Consider the following 9509-nt stretch of genomic DNA (forward strand, 5'->3'; position numbering starts at 1 on the left):
GTCAATACCAAGGTTACCTGTCGTTACATCCACTTGTTTTAAATTACCAAACCCATCGTATGATTGATAATTGATATTCATTAAATTACGAGTGCCTTTCGCCACGCTCTTCAACAGCATTTGTCCATTTTGCTCACTATAGGTGGCCGTTTCTGATGTGCCATTTCCAAGCTTTGCTGCGGTGATGTTGCCAAATACGTCTTGGTCTGTCACTGTTTTATAAATATAGTCGTTTGCTGTATTTTTAACGTGCTGCAAATAACCACTATTTGTATAATCGTAACTAATTGTTAAATCATTTGGGTAACGTAGCCCTTTAACTCGTCCGTAGTTTGCATCATAGAAGGTGGTTGTTTTATAGGATTTACCACTACCAGTTATTGTTTGTGTGGCTGGTCTGCCATGACTATCGAAACTGAATGTTTTAGTCACTCCGTTTCCTGTTGCTTGGCTTAGCTGTCCAAGGCCGTATGTTGCACCGTCGTAGGTGTACGACAATGTGTTTTCCCCAGTACCTGTTCGTCGCGTCACACGCCCTAATACATCGGTGATATAACTGAGGGTTTTACTGCCAACACGTATTTCTCGTTGTAACTCACCAAAGCCATTGTACTCAAAGTTGGTTACCCCCTGATTTGGGTCATCAACTTGCGTCTTCTGCCCCAGTGCATTGTATTTAGCAAGAATCTTATTGCCATTTGCATCCTGAATAACAATGGGTAACCCCTGTGCATTATAGCTGTAACGTGTAATGCCTCCCGCTGCATCAACTGTTTCCATTAACTGCTTCAAACTATTGTAAGTTCGAGACATGTCAAGTGCTTTGTTGTTACAATCTTCTGTTGCTGTGATATCTGTTTTCAACCCAGAATAGGCATAAGTGGTCGTCATGTCGCCGCAAGCTTGGTTGGTCACTTTTTCTGTTAGGCGACCAAGGATGTCATAATGAGTGTATGTGACACCATATGACCTATTCCCCTCTTTATAGGGAACAGATTCAAAGATTTTATAGCCCTTTGCATCGTAACTAATATCAGTAAATACCCAGTCACCATTAAAATCTTCTACTGCTGTGCGTAATACCCGGCCAAGCTTATCTTGATAGACTTTTTGCGTCGGTTGACCTGCACTCACTTTAACGATTTGGATAACAGCGTTCTCAGGTGCTTGCACATCTGGGCTTTGTACCGCTGTGTACACAATTGGTTGACCATCTGTTTTGCTGCTGTAAGGACGGTTATAATCATCAAATGTGTAACGCGTTGTTAGGTAGCTATTACCACTAAGCTGTTGCCGTGTCTCGGTTATTTGCCCTGTGGCTGCCTTCACTTCTGTGTAACTGATGTGTCCTTTTGCATTCGTTTGTTTATATGGAAAATACCCATCACTTGCTTCGGTTGTACCATTCTTAGAGTAGGTGATTTTACTCGTTCTAACTTGGTCGCTCCAACTGTTACTCGCTTTATAAGTTTCTGCTGTTTGGGTTACTTGGGTTGGCAAACCATAATTGTTGAAAATGATACTCGTTGTATTGCCTCTGCCTGATGCTGAAGCACCTTGCAAACCACTTACTGTGATATTCTTAGGTTTTCTGTTTAAATGGTAGTTACTATAATCAGTGACTATTTTTATCGTTGGATCTAACTCTGAAGTCGAGGTAACAGGATCATATACGTTACGACTTGTGAGCGTATGTTTAGTAATCGTCTTTTTTCTTAGTTTATCAATGAACCATGTATTTTCGTCATACTCGTAATCCATCACTTCGGTTATTTTGTTGACTCCCCAGCGATCAGCCAGTTGTGTGACTTTCTCTTTCACATTGCCATATTTATCAATATTATTGATCGTAACTATTTTTGTAGAAGCTTCTGTTTTATTGTAAGAGTTACTGCTACTCTCATTAGTAGAAGGCAGTCTCGTCACCGTTTTTTCTGTTTTAGGATAAACACCGTGTACACCAGCAACCGAATAGTTTGGATTGTCTTTCCAATCAATTTCTTTAAAAAGTAAAGCTTGCGACTCTAAAGCTTCAGATTTCAACAAATCATGTCTACCATAGTTTGCTTTTGCAAATGTTGCTTGTCGAGTTAGTTTTCCTTGGAATGGAAAAGCTTGCATAAAATCAGATTGTGTAACAAGCCCTGTAGTAACGTCCTCTTCAGCAATAGATTTAAACCCCATAAAACCACGGCCTTGTAAATTATAAACTGCACCATGATAAGAGTATTTTTTTTCGGAAAAACCACCAACACTGTCGTTTTGCTTAAAACTTGAAACAGCATACATACTAGATGCAAAATTCAAATACCCTGAGCTATAATCACTGCCAAGACTGTAATGAGGTGAACCCTCACCGATTCCTCCTTGACCTGAAGTCAATGGTAAATAACTCCAATTACTCTCACGACCCAGCCCATTCACGATTGTAGTAACTAAATTTGTTGGTAAGTAGTCGTAATTATTAAAAGATTCCCTTGCACCATAATTTCTGTTTACATAAACACCATATGCATAAGGATTATTATCATGAGATGTCCACAGCCGCTTTCTGTGTAAAAATACGAAACTTTGTAAACCCGTACCAAAAACATCCATAAATGTAGATTCATACGCATGACCAATAAGATCTGTGTTCTCTTTTTTCACAGAAACGTTTCCAGCCAAGTCAAACTCAAAGTCATACTTATTAAATTCATATAAGCTATCATCAGCTTTTTCTGCATTTATTGAGCGTTTGTAGCCTCCTGGAGCATTACTCCAAGTCTTTGTATAAATATCACTACCGCACCAAGTTTCTTCCTTATACTGATTCATGATCCCTGATGAGCATCCTTCAACGACAATTCTGCCTGGGACGATTAACTCCACACGGCCATCATTATCTACGTCATAAACCTTAATCGCGCCTATAAACATTGGTTCATATCTAATATATGGTTCATCTTTAATTACGACCTGAACACTTCTCATAGGAACTATAGGAACACCCAAAGTTTGAGATAGAGAGAAATCCCCATTTCCTTTGTTTAGTCTAAGTATAAAATCGCCAGACTCCCACCCAATCCAGTCAGGGAGAGAATCGCCATTAACATCAGCAAAATAACTGAATACTTGGTTTAAAAAATTTTTCTCAGTTACTAAATCCAAATCTATTGAACTGAACTGAATTGCTGATGGAGAAGAAGTATTCTTTAAAATTTTGTCTGGAATTGGCTGAGCGTACGACTGTCCATTCCAACTAGCTATATTGTCGGTTATAAGTAAGTCTGGTAAACCATTTCCTGTGATATCACCATTGAACTCAATACTTCTAGCTAAACGGTTGCTTCCTCCAACACTAGATGAACTAGTAGTTGGGTAGTTATAAACAACCTCTCCACGAGGATAAGGAGAAGCAGCGTCTCTAGAGTGGGTATATAGTGTTAAGTTAATATTGCTATTGTTTGGAGCAGTAAAAACCATTAAATCAGGATAAGAGTCACCATTATAATCCGCAATATCTACAATTCGATTTTTCGTCCCTGGAATTATTGAGTTACTAGGGATAAAGACATTAGTTCCATACTCCTCACCATTCGAATAACGAAGACGCAGGTAGTCATTAACGACTTCCCACTCATCAGAAAGTCCATCCTGATCAAAGTCTGCAGAAAAGCATACTAGCTGTCCTGTAAAAATGGTATCTCTACATTGCTCAAAATTAGATGCAAAATTACCTGTTTCCTCACCTTCTGCATTAATAAATTTATTCTTCCAGTCCCTTACTCCATCTCCATTTGCATCGCCACGAGGTAATTCTAGGGATAAATACTCTGCATCACGAATTAGAAATGGATTAGAGTTAGTGCCCAGAGGCATCATCTTATAGTTGTCTGATTCACCAGACCATGTAATCGTTGTTGGCTCTAAACAGCCATTAGCAAAACATTTCCTGATTTTTTCTAAATTATCTGTTTTTACACTAACATTATAATCTAGACGGTAAGAGAAGTTGACATTCCCGCTTGATAGCATTTCTATACGTTGGATACGTTTTGTACTTGAGTACTTACCACCTGATATATAACCAAAATTCTTATTATTTCTATTCTCATATTCAATACGAACTGATTGAAGCCCTAAACTAGACGATGAGTTAGCTGTGTAGTTTAGCTCGGTTAATAACTTTTCTCCGACACCAAAAGCTTGATATTTATAATTGATATAATTCTTTGCTGTTGCATCATGCTTATACTCAATGAGCCATGCATAGGGACTACTTTTTCCTTGATGCACTAAGCGTGAGCCTGAAGTTTTACCAAAATAGGCAATATCACCATTTTTATACTCAACAGTAAATGAAACGGACGGACTATCTAAAGAACCTGATTGTGTAACACGAGTGGATGAGTCCATCTCCGGATAATAAACAGTGCCTGACTGTCCAGCTATAAGCCTTTGACCATCAAGACATAACTTATCATCGCTTTGGTATTGTGGATTTTGAATATAACCATCTTGAGCCAAAGTTGAACTACAACGAGTTATACTTGAGCCTCCAGAAAAAGCCCAACCAGTACCAACTGTTGAACTTCCACTTCTAGAGGAGTAATTTAGAGACAGTTTTGGTTGCATACTAGCTCTACCAGGTGGAATTTCTAAAGGAATAGAGTAGCTAGCTGCACCACCATTTACGCCTGCAGAACCAGCAATAGTTCCTACATTATCAAAACTTGGAGCTGTTATTACACTTGATTGACTAGAGTCGCTAGGAACTTGCAAAGTCGTTTGGGCATAATTTTTTTCTTGCGCTTCTGGCAGCTGTTCATTACTAATATTGGCTCGTTTAAAGTCACCACATATATTCTGAGAGTTACATGCTGAAACTCTAAAGACAGCTTTATCACCTAGCTCAGGCACGAAGTCATTGCTTGTCAGCTGAGTGTTACATCTTGTATCTTGAATATTACGGGTACCACATTGAAAACTTTTCCACCCGCCAGATTGAAGAGTTGTTCTTTGTTCAAGTACATAGTGACTTGCCCCAACAACACTGCTCCACTCGAGAACATAATCACTGCTTTGACGAGAAATTGTAAACGCATTTGGTGCATCAAACGCTTTTTCACCCACAACAGTACACGCCGTATCAGAAAACCCACCTACACTTCCATCACTGTAAGTAGCTCTTACTTTATAACAATACTCTCTTCCAGCAGCTAAACGAGGTCTAGTAACTTTGTACTGGCCTAGTGAGTTGATAGGAATAGTGTTAGGTGCACCACTAAAGAGTAAACCATCTAGCTCACCAAAAAGCTCAAATTTAGTGACACCTTGTTTTGCAGTACCACACCATGAAATGTTAATTGGTGTATTTACGGGAGTAATGCTTGGTATATTCAAACAAGCAGGCGAATCACTTTTATTTACAGGAACAACATTAAGCCTTGCGGTAAGAAATGCATTCGAATTTGTTGGTAATCGATTCCCTGATTTATCTTTACAAAACCACTCGGTAATTTTTTCTTCTTCTGCAAGGAATCTGTGTAAACCATTATTTCCTTTAATTGGCCTTGTTTTATTATTGCCATAACATGAATCAGCATTCTCAACATCCCAATAAAATGTCGAGGTCTGACCTACCGTTATCACGGCTGGCTTCCACTCGAATTGCTTCACTTGCATTGCTGGAGGTGGAATTTGAATAGAACTAATTGAAGAATAACCCGAACAGTGATCATTTACTGTACAAGCCGAAATTCTAACCTGATAGGTTCCGGGGCTTGTCAGATTAGTTAATAAGCTAGAGCCTACTGATGATCTGTAATAACGCCATGAATTAGAGTCTAATCGGTAGTAAACTTTATATTTGTAAGCACCACTTACTTTACTCCAAGATACATTAACTTTACCTCTAGCTAGAGAAATAGAGGGCTTTCTTGGAGTACTAGGTATTTCTTCTACGGTTAATGGGGCAGTTAAGTTGATTGTATTTCCACGAGAATCAGTACATGACCAACTTGTAACTTTATTTTGAGCGTATGTGTAAACATGTCTCCCGTTGTTACCACTTGATGTACGTGGCTTATTATTTCCAAAACATGACTTAGCATTTTCGATGTTCCAGTAAAAAGTTGTTGGCTCGCCTACAAGAACGACTGAAGGTTTCCATTCAAACTGTTTAACGACCATGTCACTCCCTTGCGCGCTAAAGATAAAAAACGCAACAAGGATTAAAATCTTCCTTAATAAAAACACAATTAACTAACCTATCTAAAAAATTGGTCGCAAATAGTACCATATATCACATTTATAAGAATACTAATATATTCCTATATTAGAACCAGCTAATTATTCAATAACTTTTCCTCTTTGAATAGCCATCAAAAATAGAGCGTTAAACTTCAACCAAAGATGGCTTACTGTCTACCTCTATTACCTTTGTATAGTCTTTTATGATTAAAATCACAGCCAAATAGTAACATGCCCATGAACTACATACGTTTTGGGTTGGTTTTAGAATCAAGTAGGTTGGAATATTAGGCGAAAGTAAACGTGTTACTTGATGGTGATAGCTCTTCTTTTTAGGTATTCCTCATACAATGAGGGGCTTGCGTTTTTGCAAAGTTCAGCAACTTGATCAAGCCAAACAAAGTAATCTGTTAGTCGCTCATTTGACCAACCACAAGGAATGGCTGTAGCGTTTGAGCAAATATCAGCAAGCTTAATACGCTGGATTGAGGTCGCTTTAGTGGGCAGCTGTTCGAGTATGCTAGCCCTACGTGCTTTTAATGATAGTGTTTTATCGTCTGTTAGCGCTTGCACCATTTCAAGCACAAAAATACCAAATTCATTCGCAATTTGTTCCTTGGTAATTTCTGTGTCTTCTAGGCTGTCATGAAGAGCGGCAGCGCACAACTCATTTTCATCTTGAACATGAGCAATATTAACAAGCATATCGACAACTTCGATTAAGTGGTTAATGTAGGGTGAGCCATCTGATTTACGCTGTTGTTGAGCGTGGTATTGGGCAGCCAACCGAAGTGATTTAGCCAAAAGCGCAAAATGATTCATTATGGCAACCTCAAAGTTTTAGAACAAAATTAAGCGTAGACCGTGTTGATGTATTTTGTCACGTTAAAGTGCTGCTATGGTAAATCACATGCAAGCATCAAGCTATTTGAGCCAGTGCCAGTAGGAAGTGGCACTAACACATTTTGCACAACCTGCGGACAATAAGTGCGCAGTTCTACTGGGGTTAGCTGCGCACTAAAAGCTTTTTTTGTTCAGCAATAAACAGGAAAAAGGCAAGACGCGGCCTCATTTATCCTCCACAGGATCCCTTCCGGATCCTATGAATTGTTTTAGACTCTGTTAAGTAGATTCGTCACCATGAACATAAATTGCCCATGATGGTTTATGAGGAGAGGATTTTATCCAGCCAAACTCTTTAATTACTCTGCTAGCCATTTTTCTCATCTTCGCCCATTGAACACTGCTTGATACAGATTCATTGGTCCACAACTCTGCATTCTCTTGACCGCTAATAGATAGCATATAGTCATCAAGTTCTTTGATAGCACCTCTTGCATTATTAGGCAGTTCATCCAAATCAGTATCCTCTAGGGCTTCTTCCCAGCTTAACGCTAGCTCATCTGCCGCGTTAGCAAAATCAGGAAATAATCCAAGTTGAACTTTTGCAGGTTGAGCTAATGCTAATAATGCCCATTCAAATTGTTCGCTAACCATTAATTAACTCCACTTACTATTGTGCCTTTTTGGGTAGGGTCGGCACGGAATGTTGCAGGATCAACAACCCAGACTTTACCTTGGCTACTGGTCGATATTTTGTAATAAGCACCACCATGTCTTCCGCCACCTGAATGAACTTGGATTTGTGTAAGTTGCTTATGTCCTTCTACTTTTATGATTATTGCGTTACCTGAACCCCTTTTCGACTGGCTTAATGCGACTTGATAACCTTCAGCAGTCAATGAGGCTGCTATTTGTTCTGCATTTAGCCCCCATATTAACTTGGGCTGGGCAACCAGGTTGCCAGATAATCCACCTGACGGTAACCTCATTGATGCTGGGGTGCTTGCACGAAGAGGGGTATTTGCAAGTAAAACAGAACCTACTTTTCTGAAGTCATTTACTACTTCTTGGGTTACTTCGTTATCAACTTCGACTATCTGACCCACTCTACCAAGCGAACCTGATTCTTGATGTAAAAATCGTTCGGTCCAGTCTATAGTTCCATTAACCATGTCAGGAAATAAGTTTACAATAGATGCTATAGCAGCATCTCCAATTGTTTCAGCTGTATCAGAGTATATTTGGCTCAGCTGCTCATTACTCAATTCTCTATTTGAGCCTTGTTCCATATTTTGTAGGGAGCCGATATCCATACTATCAAGTTTAGAGCTTGCTAAGGCTAAAGATTGATCCAAGCCATTACTGATATTATTGCCTACACTGGCAGTTGAATTTGCAACCGCTAAAGAAGCATTACCATATGCCTGAGCTTCTGCTCCATAATTAGTATCATACCCCCCAAAACTACTGCCAAGTGACTCGCAGGCACTTTCTATTCTTGAAGCTGCACAATCGGTATACCCCGTTGGATCAATCCCTGCCAATGGGTTATTCATTATATACGAATAAGGGTTAATACTCTGGCTATTCGTTGGGCTTTGAATCAAAGGGTCAACACTCATAAACCTGCCAAGGTTATAATCGTACACCCGACCGTTCATATGAATAAGCTCAATATCGTCCAAATGCTCGTGGTCAGTAAAGCCACGTCGTGTTTTTGCATCTGCTAAGTCATTTAGCTTTGCGTTTCCAACCGGCATTAAGCCACCACTGGCTAAACGTGGTTTACCAAATGGGTCATAGTTGCGTTGAGTACTCACATAACCATTATAGTCTGTGATTATGCGCGCACTTTGTAAACGGTCTCTATGTGTGTAACGTATGCTCGCAGTCTCATCCGTCGTTTGGCTTATCACTGCTATGTCATCAATATAGGCACGCCATGTGGTTTTGGTGCCGTCGATGTCTTCTTCATATAATTTATCACTGTAGAAGGTGGTTACGCTGCCATTCACTTGCTTAAAGCGCATGTGTTGTGGACCGTAAGTAAAGTTAAGTGTTTTGCCCTCTTTTATGAGTTGGATTGGCTTATCCATTGCGTTGTAAATTGCATGTGATAATCCATCGCCTTTTATCATATTACCACGAGCGTCGTAGCTAAATGTTTTCCAACTACCACTTCGGTATACACGTTTTACTGCGTTTGGCCCACCTGTTGTCCCTGTTGTGTAGTCGTACTCTGTGGCGTAATCTGATTTGAATAATAAGTTACCTACACTGTCATAGCTGTAGTGTGTGATTTCATGACCATTGACTGAGTTACTTTTTAATCGATGCAAGTCATCATAAACATAACTCTCAGAAAACTGGTGTTGGTCAATACCAAGGTTACCTGTCGTTACATCCACTTGTTTTAAATTACCAAACCCATC

General features: G+C 39.5%; 4 protein-coding genes. All 4 read right to left on the reverse strand.

The features are described from left to right. Window positions 1–6174, reverse strand: a 6174-nt coding sequence (locus tag PAARA_RS09620) for a SpvB/TcaC N-terminal domain-containing protein (protein ID WP_276325282.1), incomplete at its 3' end; no start/stop codon positions are given. Between the two features lie 366 nt (window positions 6175–6540). Further along, window positions 6541–7056, reverse strand: coding sequence for an HD domain-containing protein (locus PAARA_RS09625; protein WP_062568832.1), 516 nt, complete (start codon window positions 7054–7056; stop codon window positions 6541–6543). A gap of 300 nt (window positions 7057–7356) precedes the next feature. Beyond that, window positions 7357–7731, reverse strand: a complete 375-nt coding sequence (locus PAARA_RS09630) for a hypothetical protein (protein ID WP_062568833.1) — start codon at window positions 7729–7731, stop codon at window positions 7357–7359. Continuing rightward, on the reverse strand, window positions 7731–9509 hold a 1779-nt coding region (locus PAARA_RS20775; protein WP_245219937.1), incomplete at its 5' end, for an RHS repeat domain-containing protein. The genes PAARA_RS20775 and PAARA_RS09630, both read right to left, overlap by 1 nt.

This window comes from Pseudoalteromonas arabiensis (assembly GCF_001550155.1).
GTDB lineage: Bacteria > Pseudomonadota > Gammaproteobacteria > Enterobacterales > Alteromonadaceae > Pseudoalteromonas > Pseudoalteromonas arabiensis.